General features: G+C 55.1%; 21 protein-coding genes. 9 read left to right on the top strand and 12 right to left on the bottom strand.

Annotated features, from left to right (window positions below; genetic code table 11):
• The first annotated feature begins 28 nt into the window (after positions 1-28).
• The 3 genes from E5C26_RS20895 to E5C26_RS20885 all read left to right on the top strand — a co-directional run bounded on the left by E5C26_RS20895 (position 29) and on the right by E5C26_RS20885 (position 1,316).
• Positions 29-745 carry a DUF2884 domain-containing protein gene (locus E5C26_RS20895; protein ID WP_135318009.1) on the top strand — a complete coding sequence of 239 codons (717 nt, stop codon included), beginning with the start codon at positions 29-31 and terminating at the stop codon, positions 743-745.
• A gap of 96 nt (positions 746-841) precedes the next feature.
• Positions 842-1,084, top strand: a complete 243-nt coding sequence (locus E5C26_RS20890; RefSeq protein ID WP_135318008.1) for a DUF4160 domain-containing protein — start codon at positions 842-844, stop codon at positions 1,082-1,084.
• Positions 1,068-1,316, top strand: a complete 249-nt coding sequence (locus E5C26_RS20885; RefSeq protein WP_135318007.1) for a DUF2442 domain-containing protein — start codon at positions 1,068-1,070, stop codon at positions 1,314-1,316. The genes E5C26_RS20890 and E5C26_RS20885 overlap by 17 nt, the downstream gene beginning before the upstream one ends.
• 50 nt (positions 1,317-1,366) lie before the next feature.
• Here E5C26_RS20885 and hemW read toward each other — a convergent pair whose 3' ends face one another.
• From hemW to E5C26_RS20855, 6 genes are read right to left on the bottom strand one after another with little or no spacing between them, the layout of a single operon-like run.
• Positions 1,367-2,506 carry a radical SAM family heme chaperone HemW gene (hemW, locus tag E5C26_RS20880; RefSeq protein WP_135318006.1) on the bottom strand — a complete coding sequence of 380 codons (1,140 nt, stop codon included), beginning with the start codon at positions 2,504-2,506 and terminating at the stop codon, positions 1,367-1,369.
• Positions 2,499-3,092: an XTP/dITP diphosphatase gene (locus E5C26_RS20875; protein ID WP_135318005.1), complete on the bottom strand. Its 594-nt coding sequence runs from the start codon at positions 3,090-3,092 to the stop codon at positions 2,499-2,501. The genes hemW and E5C26_RS20875 overlap by 8 nt, the downstream gene beginning before the upstream one ends.
• Positions 3,093-3,109: 17 nt before the next feature.
• Positions 3,110-3,400 carry a DUF167 family protein YggU gene (gene yggU, locus E5C26_RS20870; protein ID WP_135318004.1) on the bottom strand — a complete coding sequence of 97 codons (291 nt, stop codon included), beginning with the start codon at positions 3,398-3,400 and terminating at the stop codon, positions 3,110-3,112.
• Complete coding sequence (locus E5C26_RS20865) at positions 3,397-3,951, bottom strand: YggT family protein (RefSeq protein WP_135318003.1); 555 nt, start codon at positions 3,949-3,951, stop codon at positions 3,397-3,399. Before E5C26_RS20865 ends, yggU begins: the two co-directional genes overlap by 4 nt.
• Positions 3,952-3,982: 31 nt before the next feature.
• The gene (gene proC / locus E5C26_RS20860; RefSeq protein WP_135318002.1) at positions 3,983-4,804 is read right to left on the bottom strand and encodes a pyrroline-5-carboxylate reductase; all 822 of its coding nucleotides are present in this window, start codon (positions 4,802-4,804) and stop codon (positions 3,983-3,985) included.
• Positions 4,805-4,824: 20 nt separating this feature from the next.
• On the bottom strand, positions 4,825-5,532 hold the full coding sequence (locus tag E5C26_RS20855) for a YggS family pyridoxal phosphate-dependent enzyme (RefSeq protein ID WP_135318001.1): 708 nt from the start codon (positions 5,530-5,532) through the stop codon (positions 4,825-4,827).
• Positions 5,533-5,552: 20 nt separating this feature from the next.
• On the opposite strand from E5C26_RS20855, the gene E5C26_RS20850 reads away from it, so the two are divergent.
• The 5 genes from E5C26_RS20850 to E5C26_RS20830 all read left to right on the top strand — a co-directional run bounded on the left by E5C26_RS20850 (position 5,553) and on the right by E5C26_RS20830 (position 13,723).
• Positions 5,553-6,545 carry a type IV pilus twitching motility protein PilT gene (locus tag E5C26_RS20850; RefSeq protein WP_135318000.1) on the top strand — a complete coding sequence of 331 codons (993 nt, stop codon included), beginning with the start codon at positions 5,553-5,555 and terminating at the stop codon, positions 6,543-6,545.
• A gap of 152 nt (positions 6,546-6,697) precedes the next feature.
• Entirely contained in the window at positions 6,698-7,330 is a 633-nt protein-coding gene (locus E5C26_RS20845; RefSeq protein ID WP_167796688.1) for a response regulator transcription factor, read from the top strand.
• The gene (locus tag E5C26_RS20840) at positions 7,320-10,898 is read left to right on the top strand and encodes an ATP-binding protein (RefSeq protein ID WP_167796687.1); all 3,579 of its coding nucleotides are present in this window, start codon (positions 7,320-7,322) and stop codon (positions 10,896-10,898) included. The genes E5C26_RS20845 and E5C26_RS20840 overlap by 11 nt, the downstream gene beginning before the upstream one ends.
• A 125-nt stretch (positions 10,899-11,023) precedes the next feature.
• The gene (locus tag E5C26_RS20835) at positions 11,024-11,467 is read left to right on the top strand and encodes a DUF1090 domain-containing protein (RefSeq protein ID WP_135317997.1); all 444 of its coding nucleotides are present in this window, start codon (positions 11,024-11,026) and stop codon (positions 11,465-11,467) included.
• A gap of 72 nt (positions 11,468-11,539) precedes the next feature.
• Positions 11,540-13,723 (top strand): fimbria/pilus outer membrane usher protein, encoded by a 2,184-nt coding sequence (locus tag E5C26_RS20830; protein ID WP_135317996.1) that lies wholly within the window; start codon positions 11,540-11,542, stop codon positions 13,721-13,723.
• Here the strand turns inward: E5C26_RS20830 and ruvX are convergent.
• The 6 genes from ruvX to E5C26_RS20800 form a co-directional block, all read right to left on the bottom strand.
• On the bottom strand, positions 13,686-14,108 hold the full coding sequence (gene ruvX / locus E5C26_RS20825; RefSeq protein ID WP_135317995.1) for a Holliday junction resolvase RuvX: 423 nt from the start codon (positions 14,106-14,108) through the stop codon (positions 13,686-13,688). The genes E5C26_RS20830 and ruvX overlap by 38 nt on opposite strands.
• Complete coding sequence (locus E5C26_RS20820) at positions 14,108-14,671, bottom strand: YqgE/AlgH family protein (RefSeq protein ID WP_135317994.1); 564 nt, start codon at positions 14,669-14,671, stop codon at positions 14,108-14,110. Before E5C26_RS20820 ends, ruvX begins: the two co-directional genes overlap by 1 nt.
• Positions 14,672-14,932: 261 nt before the next feature.
• The gene (gene gshB, locus E5C26_RS20815; RefSeq protein ID WP_112347374.1) at positions 14,933-15,883 is read right to left on the bottom strand and encodes a glutathione synthase; all 951 of its coding nucleotides are present in this window, start codon (positions 15,881-15,883) and stop codon (positions 14,933-14,935) included.
• A gap of 10 nt (positions 15,884-15,893) precedes the next feature.
• A complete protein-coding gene (rsmE, locus tag E5C26_RS20810) occupies positions 15,894-16,625 on the bottom strand; it encodes a 16S rRNA (uracil(1498)-N(3))-methyltransferase (protein WP_135317993.1) in 732 nt (243 codons plus the stop codon).
• Positions 16,626-16,687: 62 nt separating this feature from the next.
• The gene (endA, locus tag E5C26_RS20805; protein ID WP_135317992.1) at positions 16,688-17,383 is read right to left on the bottom strand and encodes a deoxyribonuclease I; all 696 of its coding nucleotides are present in this window, start codon (positions 17,381-17,383) and stop codon (positions 16,688-16,690) included.
• 101 nt (positions 17,384-17,484) lie between these two features.
• Positions 17,485-17,997: a SprT family zinc-dependent metalloprotease gene (locus E5C26_RS20800; RefSeq protein WP_135317991.1), complete on the bottom strand. Its 513-nt coding sequence runs from the start codon at positions 17,995-17,997 to the stop codon at positions 17,485-17,487.
• Between the two features lie 369 nt (positions 17,998-18,366).
• On the opposite strand from E5C26_RS20800, the gene fumA reads away from it, so the two are divergent.
• Positions 18,367-20,013 (top strand): class I fumarate hydratase FumA, encoded by a 1,647-nt coding sequence (gene fumA / locus E5C26_RS20795; RefSeq protein WP_135317990.1) that lies wholly within the window; start codon positions 18,367-18,369, stop codon positions 20,011-20,013.
• The last annotated feature ends 87 nt before the right edge of the window (positions 20,014-20,100 follow it).

The following is a 20,100-nucleotide window of genomic DNA, read 5'->3' as shown; positions in this document are numbered from 1 at the left end:
CCACCACGGAAGGGAGTCAGGAGAAAATATGTTAAAGAAAACCGGGTTAGCCTTACTGCTGTTGACTGCTTCACAGGCACATGCCGAGTATCAGTGCAGCGTTAAACCCCAGGACGACGTGATTATCAGCCCGCAGAACGTGCAGGTGACAGGAGCTAGCGGCAACCTGCAAATTTCAGCGGATGGCGATGTGACCCGCAACGGTCAGGCCCTGAGCCTGAATGACAGCCAGCGACAGAAGGCCTTCAGCTACCAGAGCGCATTGCGTAAGGAACTGCCGTGGATCGACAAGGGCGCACAGCAGCACCTGGAAAAAGCGCGCGTGGCACTGGACAAGGTGATCGTCAAGGAGTTGGGCAGCGACAGCAACGTGCGCAACCGCCTGACCACGCTCAATGACCAACTTAAACAGCAGATGAACCGCATCATCGAACACCGCAGCGACGGCCTGACCTTCCACCACAAGGCGATTGACCAGGTTGAGCAGGATGGCCGTAATCTGGTGCAGCAGAGCATGGGTGGCGTGTTGCAGGACAGCCTGAACGAGATGGGCGTCAAGCAGGCGGCCAACAGCGGCGGCAATCCGTTGCAGGCGATCATGGGTAATCTGGGTGGCTTGCAAAAAGCGATTCAGAACGAATGGAACAACCAGGAGCAGGACTTCCAGAACTTCGGCCACGACGTGTGCAACCGCGTTACCGGTCTGGAAACCCAGCGTAAAGACCTGCTTAATGCTTTGAAGTAACAAGTAATGATGGCTGGCAGCGTGTTTTTTGACCTTTTAACCGCTATCTGACAGACTGGCTAAACTATAATCAATGGCCAAAAGGATTTTGCATTGATGCCAGTGATATTTCGTTATAAAGGCTATAAATTCTTTTTTTATTCGAATGAAGGAGAGCCGTTAGAACCGGCTCATATTCATGTCAGAGATGCGGTGGCAGAAGCCAAATTCTGGCTAACGCCCGAGGTGAAGTTAGCCCGTAATGATGGCTTTAATATCAGAGTGTTAAAAGAGTTAACCGGAACCGTTGAAGTTCATAAGAGGTTATTTTTGGAGGCCTGGAATGAGTATTTCAGCTAAAAACGTTAGCTTTGATGAGTCTACGATGTGGGTTGAGTTGAGCGATGCCAGAATTATTGGTGTGCCACTCGCATGGTTCCCCCGGTTGCTCAAAGCGACGGACGAAGAACGTGCCCGTTATGAGCTGAGTGCCCGTGGTATCCATTGGGAGGCGCTGGATGAAGATATTTCCGTTGAAGGTCTGCTAAAGGGGCGGGGTGATATCACTCATTGCCCTCACCATGCCGCCTGACGTTCCTGATTGTTGTTTTAAAAAAAGCGCTGATAATTCAGCGCTTTTTGCTATTCATCCGCCAGGAACAGCTCCAGCAGCGAGTTAAGGAACAGTTTACCTTTCTCGGTGATTTGCCAATATTCCGGTGTTTCTTCCAGGTAGCCTTTCGCCAGTGCTTCGTCCAGCTGTGCACGGATAGTGCTTTCATCCAACCCGGTGTAGCTGACGAACTCGGCGCGCGGCGCGGCTTCCAGCAGGCGGAAGCGGTTCATAAAGAACTCGAACGGCCGATCTGCTGTCGTCACCTCATGCTGCTTGTCCATATACTTGCCCTGCATAAAACCGCGTGGATGCTTGGTTTTTGCGGTGCGCAGAATACGGCCGTCGCTGAAGGTCAGTTTGCCGTGTGCGCCACAACCAATCCCCAGATAGTCGCCAAAGCGCCAGTAGTTGAGGTTGTGCTGGCACTGATAGCCCGGCTTGGCATAGGCCGAGGTTTCATACTGCTGATAACCGGCGGCGCTCAGCAACTCATGACCGCGCTCGAAAATATCCCACAGCGCGTCGTCGTCCGGCAATACCGGCGGGCGTGAGCTGAACAGGGTATTGGGTTCGATGGTCAGCTGATACCACGACAGGTGTGGCGGGTTCAGGGCAATCGCCTGGCGTAAATCGTCCAGCGCTTCTTCCAGCGATTGGTCCGGCAGACCGTGCATCAGATCAAGGTTGAAACTGCGCAGGCCGAGACCGGTGGCCAGGTGCGCTGCGCGTTTGGCCTCTTCCGGGCCGTGTATACGCCCCAGACGGGTTAACTTCTCGGCGCTGAAGCTCTGCACCCCGATAGAAATGCGGTTCACACCGGCACGCTGGTAGCCGCTGAAGCGATCGGCCTCCACGGTGCCGGGGTTGGCCTCCATGGTGATCTCGGCGCCATCAACGACGTGGATGCGTGCCCGCACGCCGTCCAGCAGCGATTGCATTGCTTCGGCACTCAGCAGGCTGGGGGTGCCGCCGCCGATAAAAATGGTACTGATTTCACGGCCGGCGACCAGCGGCAGGTCAGCATCCAGATCCGCCAGCAGGTGATCAACATACTCCTGATGCGGGACTTCGCCCTTTAACGCATGCGAGTTGAAGTCGCAGTACGGGCATTTCTGCACGCACCATGGGATATGAATATACAAACTCAGCGGAGGCAGCTTAAGCATTGCGCATGGCTTCCAGCATCAGTTTCAGCGCCTTGCCACGGTGCGATATCGCGCGCTTCTCGTCGCGGCTCAGTTCGGCGGCGGTACGGCCCAGTTCCGGGACGTAGAAGACAGGATCGTAGCCGAAACCGCCTTCACCTGCCGCGCTGTCGGTGATTTCACCGGCCCAGCTGCCGTGGAACACCAGCGGCGTTGGGTCTTCGGCATGGCGCAGATACACCAGCACGCAGTGAAATTGAGCGCCACGACTGCCTTGCGGTACGTCTTTCAGTGCCACCAGCAGTTTGTCGAGGTTTTGCCGGTCAGAGGCGTCAACGCCCGCGTAACGCGCAGAATAGATGCCAGGTGCTCCGCCCAGTGCGTCCACCGCCAGGCCAGAGTCGTCAGCGATCGCCGGCAGGCCGGTGATTTGTGCCGCATGGCGGGCTTTGAGGATGGCGTTTTCGATAAACGTCAGGCCGGTTTCCTCGGCGGACTCTACGCCCAGCTCGGTTTGCGCGACCACATTCAGCCCGAAATCGGCCAGCAGGTCGGCGAGTTCGCGCACTTTGCCCGAATTACCGGTGGCAAGAACGACTTTTTGCATGATGACTACCTTGAAATTTATTCGATTAGCGCCGCGACCACGGCGGGGATCTGTTGCGGATTAACGATGCGTAACTGTTTATGCCGCCCCAGTTCGCCTTTCTCTATGGTGACGTTGCCTTTTGCCACTTTGAACTGTTTGGCGAGAAACTTGATCAGATGAGCGTTGGCCTGGCCGTCTACCGGTGGGGCGGTAATGGCGACTTTAAGTTCGTCGCCATGCAAACCGACAATCTGGTCGCGGCTGGCTTTCGGCTGAATATATAGCCTGATCGCCAGCCCGTCCAGTACCGGGGTTACTGCACTCACAGCAGGAACCAGATCTCACCGAACAGATCCATGCCCAGGTAGTTGATCAGATACAGGATCAGGATCACCACCATCGCCGAAAAATCAATGCCGCCCATGGCCGGCAGAATACGGCGGATAGGAGACATCAAGGGTTCGGTCAGTTGGTACATCAACTGGTCGATTGGGCTGCGGCCCTGGCTTATCCAACTCATCAGCGCGCGGATAATCATTACCCAGAAGATCAGGTAACCGGCCGACTTCACCAGTGAGATCAGGCCAAACAGCAGATTATACGGGCTGAGTGACATTGCGCCGCCCTGGATCAGCAGCAGCAGCGGGTACTTGATGGTCATCAGCAGGAACGCCAGCAGCAGCGATGCGCTGTCGATCGGCCCCATGGATGGAATAATGCGGCGCAGCGGGCCGATCACCGGTTGAGTGATCTTCACGACAAACTGTGCGAATGGGTTGTAAAAGTCAGCGCGCGTCCACTGCATCCAGATACGCAGCAGCAGTACCATGACGTACAGGTCAATAACGGTTTTGACCAAAAAAGTCAGCGTTAGCATGTAGTAGCCCTTCTCCTTAACTCTCGATTATTTAAAATGATTTTTCCATTTCCTGCGCGCGGGATACTGCCGCCTGCATGGCTTTGGCCACGGTTGCCGGCAGTTGTTGCTCGTTGAAAACGCGCAGTGCTTCGGCGGTGGTGCCGCCTTTGGAGGTGACCTGCTCACGCAAGGTCGACAATGGCGTATCCGGGTTGGCCTCCACCAGCGCAGCAGCGCCAGAAGCGGCCTGCTGCACCAGATTACGGGCGGTCTGGCTGTCGAAGCCCATACGTTCGGCTTCTTGTTGCATGGCTTCCATAAACAGGAAGAAATAGGCCGGTGCGCTGCCTGCAGCGGCGATCACGCTATTAATGCCACTTTCGTCATCTACCCAGCACACCTTGCCGACTGATGCCATCAAGTCGCTGGTGTAGTCGCGGTCCTGCTGGCTGACCTGCTGCGGTGCATACAGGCCGCTCATGCCTTTGCCCACCAGCGATGGGGTATTGGGCATGATGCGCACGATGTTCAGCTTGTCACCCAGCAGTTGATAAAAACGGCTGACCTGGATACCGGCAGCGATCGACAGTACCAGTTTGGTGCTGAAATCGACTCCTTCACGCAACGGCTGGCAGACGTCGGCCATCATCTGCGGCTTGACGGCCAGCACCACCACATCGGCCGCCTGGGCACAGGCCAGGTTGTCGCTGCTGCTGATGATGCCGTAGTCCGCCGCCAGCGCATCACGGTTTTTGGCCGAAGGTGCACAGACGCTGATGGATTTGGCCGGATAACCGCCCGCCACCAGGCCGGCGATGATAGCGCGCGCCATGTTGCCGGCGCCAATAAAGGTGATCTTACGGTGCTGCATTAGAATCCCTCATCAAGATATTAGGCCTGTGAATAATCACGGGCGCCGAAAATGGCAGTGCCAATGCGCACCAGGGTGCTGCCTGCGGCAATCGCCGCCGTCATGTCATCGGTCATGCCCATCGACAGCGTGTCCACCTGCGGGTACTGCTGTTGCAGACCCAGAAAAGCGTCGCGCATCTGGCCGAATACCGCCAGCTGGCTCTGATAATCCTCCTGCGGGGCTGGAATAGCCATCAGCCCACGCAGTCTGAGGTTGGGCAGGGCGGCAACCGCCTCCGCCAGCGCCGGTAACTCAGCCAGTACAATGCCAGACTTACTCTGCTCATCGCTGATATTTATTTGGATCAGCACGTTAAGTGGCGGCATATTCGCCGGGCGCTGGTCACTCAGGCGCAGGGCGATACGCAACCGATCGACGGTGTGGCACCAGGCGAAGTTCTCCGCCACCAGTCGGCTCTTGTTTGATTGCAACGGGCCGATAAAGTGCCAATCCAGCGTAGCGCCTTCCGGCAGTGCGGCGAAATGCTGAACCTTATCCACCCCTTCCTGAACGTAGTTCTCGCCGAAGGCGCGCTGGCCAGCCGCGATGGCTTCTGCGATCGCAGCCACAGGTTTGGTTTTGCTTACGGCAAGCAGAGTAACTTCTTCTGGAGTGCGCGCACAGCCTTGAGCGGCCGAGGCAATGCGGTTTCTGACATCCTGCAGATTCTGTTGGATAGTGCTCATTATTGACCCAGGAGATTGATATGGATATCGACGAATTCGTGGCCCTTAGTGTAAAGCATAATGCTTCCGATCTGCACCTTTGTACCGGACATCGGCCGATGTTGCGCATTGATGGTGAACTGCAGCCGCTGGAAGGGGCGGAAATATTGACCGAAGCGCGAATGCGGTTGCTGTGCAACAGCGTGCTGCTGCCGTTACAGCGGCAACAGTTACAACAGCAAGGGCAGTTGGATCTGGCGCTTTCGCTGCCGGGCACTATCCGGTTGCGCGCCAATTTCTTTTTGCAAAACCTGGGCGTTTCCGTGGCCTTGCGGCTAATTGCGAGCCAGTGCCCGACCCTGGCAGCATTGGCAACGCCAGACATTATCCCCGCGTTGGTGCGACGTGAGGACGGCCTGATCCTGGTGACCGGCGCGACCGGCAGCGGTAAATCCACCACGTTGGCGGCGATGATTGATGATATCAATCAGCACCAGCGGCGGCATATCCTCACGTTGGAAGATCCCATTGAGTTTATCCACCTCAGTCGGCAATGTTTAATCCAACAGCGGGAATTAGGGCGCGATAGCCACAGCTTTGACGATGCATTGCGTGCCGCACTGCGTGAAGATCCGGATGTGATCTTGCTGGGGGAGTTACGCGATACCACCACCATCCGTCTGGCACTGACCGCTGCGGAAACCGGCCACCTGGTGCTGGCTACGCTGCATACCCGCAGTGCGTCGCAGGCGGTGGATAGGTTGGTGGATGTTTTCCCGGCAGAAGAAAAGCCCTATGTGCGTGCCCAACTGGCCGGGAGTCTGCAGGCGGTGATTGCACAGAAGCTGTTGAGCCGGCCCGGCGGCGGCAGGGTGGCCATTTTTGAGGTGTTGACGGCAACGGCGGCGGTCAGCAGCATGATCCGCGAGGGCAAAACCCATCAGCTGGCCAACGTACTGCAAACCGGCGGCCAGTCGGGAATGCAGACCTTTGAACAGGGTCTGCAGCAGCGGGTTGCGCAGGGAATACTATAATGCCACAATCGCTTAAATAGCCGCGTCTGATAGCAGAATTCATTGGTTATTCAGTAACAACCCATTAAAAATATTAATTTATGTACTTCATTAAATCTTTAATGAAGTGTTTTTCGTGTTACGAGCGCTGTTTATTGGATAAGGATATCCTTATGCACACCTGGCTGATTATTGACGATCACCCGGCAATTTGTTTTGCCGTGAAGGCCATTCTCGCCCCCTTAGGAAATAACTCAATTATAACTGCTACCAATGGAATGGTAGCATTGGCAAAAATAAAAGAGCTACAGCCCCAGCTAGTGATCCTCGATATTATGCTGAATAAAATGGATGGCTTGCAAATACTGCAACATATTCGCCAAATGAATAGTTCGATTAAGGTGATCGTCTACAGCAGCCTGCCAGCGGAAATCTATGCCGAGCGTGTCTGGCGTGCCGGTGCCTGCGGCTTTTTCAGCAAAGAGCAGGATCTCAGTCAACTGGCGCTACTGTGCCAGGTGGTATTGCAAGGTTATCATTGTTTTCCGCAGGGGACATTTACCTCACTGATGAATGCACCAGCGCAAGATGAAGACCTGATGGGGCGCCTTTCCGATCGTGAACTGACCGTGCTGCGTTATTTGAGTGAGGGATTAAGCAATAAGGAGATTGCTGACCGCCTGCTGTTAAGTAATAAAACCATTAGTACTTATAAGGCACGTCTTATGGATAAGTTGAAGGTGCAAAATGCCGAAGGTCTGGCGGATTTTCTTCACAATAAAAATAGTCTCGGCAATGATGAATAAGTTATTTTTAATATTGCTGTTGTTTTGCAGCAGCGTTGCCGCCGACGTGACTCAGGGTTTTCGGGAAATAAACCTGGATAGTCGTAGTCAGGTCCAATTGCCGGAACCGGGATTAAAGGGTGGCGACTGGCAATGGCTACGTCAAAAACGCATGCTGATCTTCGGCACATCGGCACCCAATTATCCGCCCTATGACATCACCATCGGGCTGCATGACTATGGCGGCATCAATGCCGATTATCTGGGCATTATCAGCTACAACCTTAATATTCAGGTTCGTGTCCGCTACTACGAAAGTTATCAGTTGCTGATGCAGGCCCTGGCCAAAGGTGAAGTGGATCTTATCGCCAATGCCAGCGACGAAGATAAGCAAAAATATGGTCTGTTGCTCACCCATCCTTATATCAATGCCAGTCCGGCGCTGGTGGAGCGAACGGACAGTCTGCTGCACGGTACCCCGATCCGGCGGGTGGGGATTGAAAATCTGTACCGTAATCGTAAAGCATTGACCGGGCGCTTTCTCGCCGACAGCATCCAGGTCTACGACTCTTCGCGCCGCGCGCTGGAGGCCCTTTCTTTTAATAATCTTGATGCATTTATCGGTGACGCCATTTCCGCCCGCTATCTGATCAATCAGGCAAACCTGAACAATCTGCGTTTACAACTGTTGCCGCAGGATGACGCCGGTGGCTTCTCCTTTGGCGTCGGGAAAAATGATATTCGCCTGCAAAGGATACTGAACAAGGTGCTGGAGACCCTTCCTGACAGTGTGGTGGTGGCTATTCAGAGCCGCTGGAGCGGTGGGGTGCCGATGGTCTCGGCGGGTAAACATCTGTTATTTACCTCACTGGAACGCAAGTGGATTGAGGATAACCCCAGGGTGCGGGTGGTCGTTAACGACGACTTTGCACCCCTGAATTTCTTCGATGAGCAGGGGTATTTTCATGGGTTAACGGCCGATGTGCTTGAAGCCATCGCTGTCCGCACCGGATTGAAATTTGACGTCATTCGGGCCACCTCGTTGCAGCAGTCGCTGGAAGAAGTGAAGAACGGCAAAGCCGATGTGGTCGCCGGTGTGACCCTGGATGCGGTGTGGCCCAACGGGCTGCTGACCACCCGCTCTTATCTGTTTAATTCCTGGGTGCTGGTGGGCCATGAGGCACAAAAAGCCGATTTGCAGCCACAGCGTATAGCGCTGGTGCGTGGCCACCCACTCGATGCTTTCTTGCGCCAGCATTTCCCGCAGAGCCGCATTATCCCGGTAGCGACGCCCTACGATGGGATCAAAGCGTTGACCAACGACCATGCCGATGTATTGGTGCTACCGATGATCAGTGCAGATTTTCTGCTTTCCCATGGTTCGCAACCCGGGTTGCAGATTTTGCGCGGGTTGGATTCAGAACCGGCACGTTTTGTTATGGGTGTTTCCGGCAGTGAATACCCACTGGCCACCATTCTCGATAAGGCATTACTGAATATTCCGCCGGAGGATATTCATGCCATGACCCGCAACTGGTACAACAATGCTTATCTAATGAACGGCGAGAGTGCCGAAGGGGTTTTACTACCGCAATATTATCGCCCGTTATTGCTGGTGTTGGTCATCCTATTGCTGTTTATGCTGGTGATATTGGTTTTTTATCGTCGGCGACATCGGCATCGTTTGGTGGTATTACGCAATGAGATGACTTTGCATCAGCAAAAGTTACTGGATGCCGTGCCGCTGCCGATTTATCTGACCGATTTAAAAGAAAAAATCACCTCGGCCAATGTTCGTTTTTATCAGGCGCTGGGGTTGGTTCCACCGGCGGCGGTAGGCAATAGCCTGGAAAGTTTTCAACTTAGCCTATCGGGCGCTGAAGATATTGCCCTGAACTCAAATGAGCAGGATCCCCATGCATTACTGGTCACCCGGCAACTGAGCTTTGGTGAACAGCCTCATATTTTGCAGCAGTGGAGCACGTTGCTAATGGCGGAAGAGGGGCACTGTGTCAGTAAAGTAGGCGGCTGGTTTGATGTGACCGAGCGCGAGCAACTGATTGTGCAATTGCAGCAGGCCAAAGAGCTGGCGGACAGCGCCAACCGCGCGAAAACCACTTTTCTGGCTACCATGAGCCATGAGATCCGTACCCCGCTCAATGCCATTATTGGCATGCTGGAACTGGTGTTACGCCAGCAACAGCGCGGAGAAGAAACGGATATCGAGTTACTGAGCATCGCGCACAGTTCGGCACATTCACTGTTGGCGCTGATTGGCGACATTCTGGATATCTCGCGCATTGAGTCTGAACGTTTAGTGTTGCACCCGGAGCGGGCCGATCTGCGGCAGTTGATTGAATCGATTGCCATTTTGTTTGACGGTGTCGCCCGCCAGAAAGGATTGAGTTTTAAATTGGATATTGATACCGAGATAGCCGGGGATATTTTGATCGACCCGGTACGGTTCAAGCAGGTGATCTCAAACCTGGTCAGCAATGCGATTAAATTCACCGAACGGGGGACTGTCACTCTCAGTGCGTTGGTGGATGCCATTAGTGATGAGCGTCTTGAACTGCGCATCAGAATTATCGACACCGGTAAAGGCATTGAGAAAACCACCCAGTCACTGCTGTTCCAGCCGTTTTCTCAGGAGCAAAACATGGCCGGCAGCAGTGGCGCCGGGCTGGGGCTTTATATTTGCCGCACTTTGGTCACCATGATGAGAGGCACTATTACGCTGGTCAGCGAGCCGGAAATTGGCACTGAGGTGACCGTTTCTCTGTCAATCCCGCGCCTGATGGCAGTAGAACCTCGGCCAATGGTGGCATCGGCACCTGCCGTTGAACGGCCTGGCTTACGGATATTGGTGGTGGAAGATCACCGTGCGGGGCGATTGTTACTGACGCAGCAATTACGCTTCCTTGGCCATCATCCGATCCCGGTTGAGGACGGTGTGCAGGCCCTGAAAGCGCTGGAACGGCAACAGGTCGATTTAGTGATCACCGATTGCCATATGCCGAATATGGACGGTTATGATTTCACCCGCCGATTGCGGTTGAATGAGCGTGAGCGGGGACTATCGGCAGTGAGTATCTGGGGGCTGACGGCAGATGCGCAGGGCAGCGCCCGGGAAGCCTGCCTGCAAGCTGGAATGGATGACTGTCTGTTCAAACCGGTGAGCCTGCAGGCCCTCACCGAAAAACTTCGCCCTCTGTCAGCAACACCCAGCCATTCAGGCAAGGAACTCTGGATTTTTGATCCCGCAACCTTACCCGCAGAGCTACGCGCGGCGGGAGTCTTCGCTGAATTTGCCGAAACGCTAATCGAAAGCCTAAAAGAAGATGGCGAGTTACTAGCTGCGCAACGGGACAACCTGTCGGTAGATAACGGCCAGATAGCTGAGGTCGCGCATAAATTACTGGGGGCAGCCCGTTTAGTGAATGCCGATCGGCTGGCTGAGGCTTGCCGGTGGCTGTTGACGAGTGCGACGGATGAGCATTTGGAGGTCGTGGTGCAGGCGGCGGACGAACTGGTCGTGGCGCTGCAACAAAGTCTGCTGTCGACCTGGGTATGGACTACAAACGAATAGTCCTTTCCTACAGTGGAATGAAGCCGTTTTACGCTATTACCGTCACCAGCAGAAATCTATTATCTGTCCGACAAGAAGGAAGGGGATATCGCCCGACTTATTTACCGTTGAAAAGGGACATGATAATGAAAAAGATGACTAAATTTATCGCACTGCCACTGGTTCTGGCGTTGGGCGTGGGCTTTGCTTCCGTGGCTTCTGCAGCAGGTAACGACTGCAACGCCAAGCGTGGGGCGATTGAAAACCAGATCAGAGAAGCGCAGAAATACGGCAACAGCAACAAAGTGGCCGGTCTGCAAAAAGCCTTGAACGAGCTGCAAGCCCATTGCACCGACAGTGGCCTGGCAGCCAAAGGGCAGCAAAAAATCGACAAGCTGGAGCGTAAGCTGACTCAGAAACAAAACGATGTCAGCAAGGTGCAGGCTGATTTAGGCGAAGCGCAGGCACGTGGCGACGCGAAAAAAGTGGCCAAGTACGAGAAAAAACTGCAGGAAAAACAGTCTGACGTCAACGAAATCACCGCTGACCTGCGTCAGGCTCGTGCCGAGCTGGCCGCTCTGCAAGGCTAAGCTTTTTTGCTCAAGAATAAAGGCGCGTAGAGCGCCTTTTTTATTGGGTTAAAAAGCCGGTGTTAACCCTCCATGCTTTTCTATTTGCGCACATCCTTGCTGCTGACGGCGTTAGTGGCGCCCGCCTGTCTGGCCGAGTCCAATAAAATCTACGTTATTGTCAATAATGCTTACCACGGCCGCATCGGGTTTGATCAGACCTCCAGTGGGGAGGTTTGCATTACCGCCCCCTTGCTCAGGGAATGGGGGATGCGTTATACCGATGTCGCCGCCATGTATTTCTCTGCCGACGGCTGCGTGATGCAGGCGGCATTGGCACAGCGAAATATAAAACGGTTTTATGATCCGGATGCGCAGTTACTGACGCTGGTGATCCCGGAGTATCTCATCACCAATAAAGAAAATGGTGTGGTCACCAGCCGTTGGGATGATGGCATCAATGCCGCGTTCGTCGATTATCGTCTCAATTACAGTCACTACCAGGGTGAAAAATACCGCAATACCGATCGTCGCCGTCGGATGAATGCGGATATAAACAGTGGCCTGAACCTGGGTGCCTGGCGTTTGCGTTATGAGCCGGTTTATCAGGAAGAAACCTGGGGCAAACCCGCCTGGTATACCGACCGGGCGTTTGCCTTTCGCGATATTAAAGCCTGGCGCTCCCAGTTGACCCTGGGCGATAACAACACCCCTTCGACGCTGTTCAACAGTGTGAAATATCGCGGTATCAGCCTGGTATCGGATGACAGGATGTTACCAGATGGCCTGCGCGCTTTTTCACCCTGGGTACGCGGTTACGCACGCAGTAACGCGCAGGTGAAGATCCGCCAGAACGGCGTGGTGATTTATCAGACCTTTGTTTCGCCCGGCACCTTTATTCTGAAGGACGTTTATCCGCCGGCCCCTGACGGTGATATTGAAGTGATCATCAAGGAAAGCGACGGTACCGAAACCGAACGGCGGATCCCCTATTCAGCGATGCCCAACCTGGTGCACCGTTATCATTGGAAGTACGACGCCACCGTCGGTAAATATCAGCCCTACCACGGCAGTGAACAAGCTCAGCCGGTATTTGGTGAAATGTCCCTTAGCAGCGGTTTGGCTTACAAAATGACACTGTATGGCGGCTTTCTGACCTCCGACCTCTATCGAAGTGCGGCAGTGGGGGTGGGCAAAAGTCTGGATGAGTGGGGAGCCTTGTCGATGGATTACAGCCTTTCATCGGCGGTTGAACCACGGCGACAAAAGCCGGACAGCGGAGGCATGGCCCGCCTGCGTTATGCCAAGGCGGTGCCTCAATGGGAGTCCTCTTTTAGCCTGTTGGCGCAGTATTATCCGCCCAGGCAAAGTTATCGCACTTTTAATGAAGCGATAGTCCAGCAGAAAACCTACTCATGGGATTGGGATGACGGTGTTTTTACCGGTGATTTTGATGCTGAAAAAAAATACCGTCTAGAGGCGAGCTATAACCAGTTTATTACAGATTCTGACAGTGCCTATCTAACGTTGGTTAAGGAGACGATGCGCGGGCAGGAGAAAGGCGAGACCAGTCTTGAGTTGGGGGTGAGCAGCAGTTGGGGAGAGTTGGACGTGAACCTGCGTGCTGAATATAACCAGCGTTCCTACGGCAAAGATCAGGCCCTGCTCGCCCTGTCGTTCTCGATCCCGATGAGTGCGATATTGTTGCCACGTGTCAGGCTTAACTACGATCATACCCTGGTGAAGAATGGCGAAGATAGCCGCCGTCTGGGCATCAGTGGCACTGCGCTGAAGGATTACAGCCTCAACTATGCCGCCAGCACTACCCAGAGCCAGAAAAAGAGCAGCAGCCAGGATCTCAGTGCCGGTTACCAATATAACGCCGGTCAATTGCGGGTGGGGTATTCGCGCGGCCCTGGCTATCAGCAGCAGGATGCCGCACTTTCCGGCAGTATGATTGCGTCCAGCCAGGGCGTAACGCTGGGGCAATCGCTGGGTGAAACCATAGCGCTGGTCAGCGTGCCGGGTTCCCCGGGTATTGGGGTGGATAACCAATACGGCGTGACTACCGACTGGCGCGGCTATGCGATTGTGGGGTCATTGACCTCGTATCGGGTCAACCGGTTGTCGCTCGATACTTACGGGCTGCAAGAGGGCTGGAGCTTACCGGAGGACGAGGATGAAGTGGTACCGACGGCGGGGGCCATCATGCTCAGCCGGTTTGCACCGGCTGAAAAAATTAGCCCAGTTGGCGCTCAAACCAGCTTTCCAGAATAACCACCGCCGAGGCGGAGTCCACGCTGCCCTTGTCCAGCGCGCGGAACCCGCCGCGGTCGAACAGATTGGCGCGAGCTTCGACGGTACTCAGGCGTTCATCATGCAGCGCTATCTGCATGCCAAAACGGCCATGCAGGCGGTTAGCGAACTTGCGGGCCTGCTCGGTCACCAGCTGTTCGGTGCCGTCCATGTTCAGCGGCAGGCCGACCACCACCAGATCCGGCTGCCACTCTTTGAGCAGTTTTTCAATCTTTTGCCAGTCCGGCTTGCCGTCCTGCGCTTTGAAGGCGGCCAGTGCTCGGGCGCTACCGGTCAGCTCCTGCCCAATGGCGGCACCTATGCTTTTGGTGCCGAAGTCGAAGGCGATAATGGTGCGGTTGGTCATCAGGCGTGTCCTGCATGGTTGGCAATGCTGCAGATATCGATGCCCAGGCGGTTGGCGGCCGCACGCCAGCGGTTGGCGATCGGCGTATGGAACAGAATGTCGGTGTCGGCTTCAATGGTCAGCCAGGCGTTTTCCAACACTTCCTGCTCTAACTGGCCTTTTTCCCAACCGGCATAGCCGAGTGCGACCAGCACGTCATCCGGCTGCTCCGGGGTACCCAGCGTTTCCAGCACGTCTTTCGAAGTGGTGATCATGGTATCCGGCGAGATCTGAATGCTGGATCCGAAGCCTTTACGCGGCGTATGCAGAATAAAGCCGCGATCGTCAGCCAAGGGGCCGCCAGCAAATACCGGTTTATCCAGGCTGAACGCCGGATCGCGCGTTTGCGGCACGATCTTCAGTTTACTCAGCACCGTTTCCACCGTGAACTGCTCCACCGGTTTATTGATCACCAGGCCCATGGCGCCGTCTTCATTGTGCTCGCAGACATAAATCACCGAGCGTTTGAAGCGAGGATCCTGAAGTGATGGCATAGCGATAAGAAAATGGTGCTGTAAATTCATGGTGTTATTTCAGATGATTAGTGGGTGAGAAGTTAAACAGCCGCCAGTATGCGGCCATCCCCGTCGCCTTTCAAGTTGCAGCGTTGTTAGCTGCGCTCGCTCATCCCCAGTTACTTACTTAAGTAAGCGCCTGGGGATGAGCGAGCTTGCCGCCTAGCTGCAAACTTGAAATTCATAGGGGTAAACCCCGTCGCCTTTCAAGCCGATGGCGTCAGTAAGGGAGGTCAGGATAGCGGGCGACAACGCCGCCCGCACTGCGGATTACTTCGCTGCCAGACGCTTTTCTATCGCATCCATCAGCATACCGGTGATAGACACCGGGAAGGCCGCTTCGATTTCGCGTGCGCAGGTTGGGCTGGTGACGTTGATTTCGGTCAGTCGATCGCCAATCACGTCCAGGCCCACGAAAATCAGCCCTTTCTCTTTCAGCGTCGGCGCTACCGCACGCGCAATTTTCCAGTCGCTTTCGCTCAGCGGACGCGCTTCTCCCCGGCCACCGGCCGCCAGGTTACCACGGGTTTCGCCCTGCGCCGGAATACGCGCCAGGCAGTAAGGCACCGGTTCACCGTCTACCACCAGAATGCGTTTATCGCCTTCCTTGATCGCCGGAATGAAGTTCTGCGCCATGCAGAAACGACTGCCGTGTTCGGTCAGAGTTTCGATAATCACCGACAGGTTAGGATCATCCTGCTTAACGCGGAAAATCGACGCACCGCCCATGCCGTCCAGCGGCTTGAGGATGATGTCGCCATGCTGCTGGTGGAATTTACGGATATGCGCCGCACTGCGGCTGACCAGGGTATCCGGCGTCAGTTCCGGGAACCAGGCGGTGAACAGCTTTTCGTTGCAGTCACGCAGGCTCTGCGGCTTGTTGACCACCAGCGTGCCCTTGACCTCTGCGCGTTCGAGAATGTAGGTCGCGTAGATGTATTCGGTATCGAACGGGGGATCTTTACGCATCAGGATCACGTCCAGATCCTGCAGCGCCAGATCCTGCTCGCTGCCAAAGCTGAACCAGCTCTCTTTATCTTCCTTCACGCTCAGCAGGCGAGTGCGGGCGCGGCCGTCACCGGCGTGCAGATAGAGATCGTCCATCTCCATATAGTGCAGTTCCCAGCCACGGCGCTGCGCTTCGAGCAGCATGGCGAAGCTGGTGTCTTTCTTGATATTGATGGAGGCGATAGGATCCATCACGATGCCGAGCTTAATCATCTTTTCTCCTTTAACCCAGGTCGCCGAAACGTACCTGCAAAGCGGTAATTGCGGTGAGCGCTGTGGTTTCTGTACGCAGAACGCGTGGCCCCAGCAGGATATCAGTAAATCCGTGGCCTGTGGTCATTGCAATTTCGCCGGCGGATAAGCCGCCTTCCGGCCCAATCAGCAACCGGACATGCTCCACCGGCAGCGGCAGGGTATTGATACTGTGGCTGGCGCGCGGGTGCAGGTTAAGCTTGAGGCTGTCATCCTGCTCGGCACACCAGGCTTCCAGTTGCATCGCCTCGCGGATTTCCGGGATGCGGTTGCGGCCGCACTGTTCACAGGCGGCGATGGCAATTTTCTGCCACTGCTGAATTTTTTTCGCCAGGCGTTCGCCGTCCAGTTTCACGCCGCAGCGCTCGGAAAACAGCGGGGTAATGACGTTAACCCCCAGCTCGATGGATTTCTGAATGGTGAACTCCATCTTCTCACCGCGAGAAATCACCTGGCCCAGATGCAGATTGAGCGGTGATTCACGGTCTTCCAACTGGCCGGCGCTGAGCTGCACCTGCACATTTTTCTTGTCGACCCGGGTGATCTCGGCGTCAAACACCTGATTGCTGCCGTCGAATAACTGCAGCGCCTGGCCGGCGTTCATGCGCAGTACACGCCCGATATGGTTGGCGGCGTCTTCGCTTAAGAAGATTTCCGCGTTGTCGATCAACGGCTGCGGGTGATAAATACGGGGTATGCGCATATGAATATTCGATCCTGACTTAAGGGTGTAGGCGGCTTGAAAGGCGACGGGTATATAGTAGGTTAGCCCTTTCGTTGCTGGCAAGCCTGCTGAATATAGGGGTTATGGTTGCCCTGAATATTGGCGATGCGTGCCTCGCGCAGGCATTCCCATTGGTTGACCGGATACTGGCGGTTCCATACCTCGAAAAGCTGGGTCTGCTGACGGGAAAGCCGCAGTTGGTAACGGTCGCGCATATAGAAGTAGGTACGGGCGATCGCGCCACGGGCGCGGGCAGGCGGTTCGGCCTGCTTATTTTTGAAGTCCACTTTCATCGGGCACTGGCCGTACTGGCCTTCGCCACCTTTCCATTGGCTGTACATAAAGTTATTACGATCGCCATTCACTTCACCTATCGCCGGCTGCAGGTTGTGCAGGTCGGTTTCGATTTGGCGGTAGCCGGCGTCTTTATTGCAGTTTTTGCGCCCGCCCTGTTGCCAGCACTGCAATTGGTGGCCGAACTGCCAGGCCGGTACCACGTGTTCCCATTCGATACGCTGCGCGCGTTGGGCGTTTTTACGGGCCTGATAACCGCAACTGTTCAGATCGGGAATCCCTTTTTTACCCTGCCAGTCGATCTGGCAGCCGCAGTAGAAGGAACCAGGCGCGTCCTGATTGATTTTGGCCGCAGCCGCCTTGGCCTGAGAAAAGTTATTGATGCCGTGTGCCTGTGCGGCACCGGCAGTGAGAACCACCATAAATAAAATTTTGCGAAGCATATTCCAAAACAGCTCAAAATTGGAAAAGCACGCAGGGTAGCGGAAGTTTGCAGCCGTAGCAAACGGCGATATTTGCTTGTTTTAACGTATAAATCGTTTCGTTAAATGGGTTCGCCGGCGAAAAACTTCAGCTTGTCGCCACACTGACGGCAGCGATATTCGCTTTCTCCGCGCATCACCCGATTGTGGCGGCGCACGGTGAGCTGGTGCAGTTGGCAACGGCAGCGATAAGGGTAGGTTTTGCTCTGCACCGAAGCAATCTCAAACTGATGGGTACGGCTGGCCGGTACCTGCAATACGCTTTCCATCATCCAGCGCCATTCGTTGCCGTGGGGGGGCACGCGACCAAACTGGCGGAATACCAGCAGGTGCGCCAGTTCATGCGGCACGACTTCATCGATAAACGGCTGTTGGTTTTCCATCAGCAGCACCGGATTAAGCCGGATTTCCCAGGCTTGCAGCCAGGCGGTGCCCGCGCTGGTACCGCGTTGCTGGTAAACGACTTTGGGCTCGGGGAACTCGACGGAAAAGTGCTGACGGGCCAGTTGCAGTTTCTCTCGCAGACAGCGCATCACCGCCTGTTGCAGCGCAATGGGGATTCTTACTTTGTTCATTGCGGCTAGCTTAAGCAATGGCGAACCGGCTGGCAATAAGACGCAAAACTAATTTGCTGACCGCCTTCAGACAGGTTTTTCACCGCATTGATAACCCGATCGACGCTGATGGATTGTAATCATTGTGTTAACTGCGGGATAATAAACCGTATATGCCGAGTCCCTGTCTGTAGGGGACGAATAGATTCGTCCCGATTAATGCAGGTGAAGCCTACAACACCCTTACAAATCAGAGGGAATTATGCGATTTAGCGCAATAACCGGCTGATTAAAAATACGTAAGGTGTGGGGAGTTTTTTGACGCGGCCTGCCCCGAGCTGGCTGAGTAAGTGTGAATTTAACGCAGCTGATGTTGCAAGTGAGAGATTAATGTCGAATAAACCGTTCCATTATCAAGATCCGTTCCCGCTGAAAAAAGACGATACCGAATACTATCTGTTGAGCCGTGACCACGTTTCCGTGAGTGAGTTTGAAGGCCAGGAAGTGCTGAAAGTAGCTCCCGAAGCGTTAACCCTCCTTGCCCAGCACGCGTTCCATGACGCCTCATTTATGTTGCGCCCTGCGCATCAGCAGCAGGTGGCTGATATCCTTAAGGATCCGGACGCCAGCGAAAACGACAAGTACGTTGCGCTGCAATTTCTGCGTAACTCAGAAATCGCCGCCAAGGGTATTTTACCGACCTGCCAGGACACCGGCACCGCCATCATCGTCGGCAAAAAAGGCCAGCGCGTCTGGACCGGCGGCGGTGATGAAGCCGCATTGTCTCGCGGGGTGTACAACACCTTTATCGAAGACAACCTGCGCTATTCGCAAAACGCCGCGCTGGATATGTACAATGAGGTCAACACCGGCAGCAACCTGCCGGCGCAGATCGATCTCTACAGCGTGGACGGTGAAGAATACAAATTCCTGTGCATCGCCAAGGGCGGCGGTTCTGCCAACAAAACCTATCTTTACCAGGAAACCAAGGCGCTGCTGTCCCCAGGCAAGCTGAAGGATTATCTGGTCGAGAAAATGCGTACGCTGGGCACCGCAGCCTGCCCGCCTTACCACGTGGCATTCGTGATTGGCGGCACCTCGGCCGAAGCGACGCTGAAAACCGTCAAGCTGGCCTCAACCAAGTACTACGATGGCCTGCCGACTGAAGGGAACGAACACGGTCAGGCATTCCGTGACGTAGCGCTGGAAGAAGAGTTACTGAAAGAAGCGCAGAATCTGGGGTTGGGTGCGCAGTTTGGCGGCAAATACTTTGCCCACGACATCCGCGTGGTGCGTCTGCCGCGCCATGGCGCTTCCTGCCCGGTAGGCATGGGGGTTTCCTGCTCCGCTGACCGTAACATCAAGGGCAAGATTAACCGTGACGGCATCTGGCTGGAGAAGCTGGAGCACAATCCGGGCAAGTTCATTCCGCAAGAACTGCGTCAGGCCGGGGAGGGCGAAGCCGTCAAGATTGACCTCAACCGCCCAATGAGCGAGATCCTCAAGCAACTGTCGCAATATCCGGTATCCACCCGCCTGTCGCTGAGCGGTACCATCATCGTGGGGCGCGACATCGCCCACGCCAAGCTGAAAGAGCGCCTGGACAACGGTGAAGGTCTGCCGCAGTACGTCAAGGATCACCCGATTTACTACGCTGGCCCGGCCAAAACGCCGGACGGTTACGCCTCCGGTTCACTGGGGCCAACCACCGCCGGGCGCATGGACTCTTACGTTGATCTGTTGCAGGCCAATGGTGGCAGCATGATCATGCTGGCCAAAGGCAACCGCAGCCAGCAAGTGACCGACGCCTGCCACAAACACGGTGGCTTCTACCTCGGTAGCATCGGCGGCCCGGCTGCGGTGCTGGCGCAACAGAGCATCAAGAGCCTGACCTGCGTGGAATACCCGGAACTGGGAATGGAAGCTATCTGGAAAATCGAAGTGGAAGATTTCCCGGCGTTCATACTGGTGGACGATAAAGGCAATGACTTCTTCCAGAAGATCCAGGCCGGCCAGTGTTCTCGCTGCGTAAAATAACTCCGGAACACTTGTCGCCCGGCAGCGGGCGGCAAGTTTCAGGCTTGATTTGACCCTGTGTAAAGTCCTGTAGCTCGCTGGACGCCG

The organism is Serratia proteamaculans, from assembly GCF_004684015.1.
Taxonomy (GTDB): Bacteria; Pseudomonadota; Gammaproteobacteria; order Enterobacterales; family Enterobacteriaceae; genus Serratia; species Serratia proteamaculans_F.
Note: the sequence above shows the minus strand (reverse complement) of the source record. Positions and strands in the feature narration are given on the sequence as shown.